Origin of the sequence: Enterobacter sp. Ap-867, from assembly GCF_011752855.1 — a bacterium.
GTDB lineage: Bacteria > Pseudomonadota > Gammaproteobacteria > Enterobacterales > Enterobacteriaceae > Cedecea.
Window position 1 is genome coordinate 1 of sequence record NZ_VWWS01000022.1, and the last position, 1,971, is coordinate 1,971.

The window sequence follows — 1,971 nt, forward strand, 5'->3', positions numbered from 1 at the left end:
TACACAGGTACTACTACGGTCAGCCGCGGCACACTTAAAACCGGTGTTGAGGATACTTTTGCCTCCACCTCCGGTGTGACGGTAGCTGAAGGTGCGACCCTTAATCTCAGCGGCAACAGCCAGACCGTCACCACACTGAACAACAGTGGTACCGTATTAATTAATGATACCGGCGCAGATGCACTGCCGAAAGCAGTAACACTGTACGGTGACATGATTAACAGCGGACTGGTAATGATTAATAACGGAGCCACTAATGCGGGCCAGACCCTGGCCGTGGAAGGCGACTGGACCGGAAATGGCGGTACAGTTTCTCTCGGAACTGTGCTGGGTGGCGATGACAGCCTGACAGATAAGCTGACCATCAGCGGGAATGCTTCCGGCACCACCTACATCAGGGTCGCCAACGAAGGCGGTATCGGGGCACAGACCCTGGAGGGAATTGAAGTTATTTCCACCGGTAACTCCGCCTCCGGTGCCTTTATTCAGAAAGGGCGAATTGTAGCCGGCAGTTATGAGTATCATCTCCAGCAGGGTACCCCTTCCGGCATGAATAACAATAACTGGTATCTCACCAGTCAGAGTGAAAATAATAACGGTAATAACGGTAATAACGGTAATAACGGTAATAACGGTAATAACGGCAATAACGGCAATAACGGCAATAACGGCAATAACGGCAATAACGGCAATAACGGCAATAACGGCAATAACGGCAATAACGGCAATAACGGCAATAACGGCAATAACGGCAATAACGGTAATAGTAATGGAACTCATAACAATGCCGATACCGGACACACTTATCGTCCTGAGCGAGGAAATTACGCCGCCAACCTTCAGGCAGCCGCAACAATGTTCAACATGCGTCTCAAAGACCGTCAAAGTGGCATGATATACACAAACCTGGCCACCGGAGAGCGTCACGAAAGTAGTCTGTGGGTACGCTCTGTGGGGGGCCATACGGAAGGACATGTCTCGGACGGTCAGTCAAAATACGCCGCAAACCGGATAGTCTTCCAGATGGGGGCAGATATCTTCAACGGCAGCACCGGCAACGACGATGCGTGGCATCTTGGTCTGATGGGCGGCTACGGTAAACAGTACAGTAATTCCCGTAACACTTTGTCCGGTTATAACTCAAAAGGCTCTGTGTGGGGTTACAGCGCTGGTGTCTACAGCACCTGGCACCAGAATTCGAAGGACAAAACCGGCCTGTATGCAGACAGCTGGATGGCATGGAACTGGTTCGATAACTCCGTTAAAGGTGATGAACTGGCGTATGAGAAGTACAAATCAAAAGGTCTGAGCGCGTCACTGGAAACGGGGTATGTTTTCCATACGGGTTCATACAGAACCTCCGGCGGAATGGAAAACAACGTTTACATAACGCCCCAGGCACAGGTGCTATGGTCCGGCGTGAAAGCCGATAATCACACGGAAGTCAACGGTACGAAAGTGGAAGGCAGGGGAAGTGATAACGTCCAGACACGCCTGGGTGTACGCTTGTCAATGACCGGACAGAGCCATCATGACAAAGGTTCCTTCCGTCAGTTTGAACCTTTTGTGGAAGCAAACTGGGTTTATACCGCGAAGGATTATGGCGTGAAGATGGGTGAAAGCAGTGCATATCTTCAGGGGCAACGCAATGTGGCAGAGCTAAAAACTGGTGTTGAGGGCCACATAAGCGAAAATCTGAGCGCATGGGGCAACGTGGCGCAACAGATGGGGTCAGGTAGTTACTGGGACACTCAGGGTATGCTGGGAGTGAAATACGCCTTCTGACAAGAAGGAATACGGTAGAACTCTAAAGCGCCTCTCTGGAGGCGCCAACCTAAAAAAATCATACAGAGATGAGTCATTATAATAATAGCCAGAACAGACTTAATCAGCATTGTCTGAAAGATGCCCGCCTTCCAGCCCAAACTGCACGAAAGAAAAGTAATAAGCCATATACGAAGTAAACATTTT

1 protein-coding gene is annotated in these 1,971 nt (G+C 49.9%); it reads left to right on the forward strand.

Going from position 1 to position 1,971, the window contains the following annotated elements:
• Window positions 1–1,785 (forward strand): autotransporter outer membrane beta-barrel domain-containing protein (locus F3J26_RS22500; protein ID WP_166996031.1); only part of this gene is annotated, 1,785 nt, incomplete at its 5' end.
• Between the last annotated feature and the right edge of the window lie 186 nt (window positions 1,786–1,971).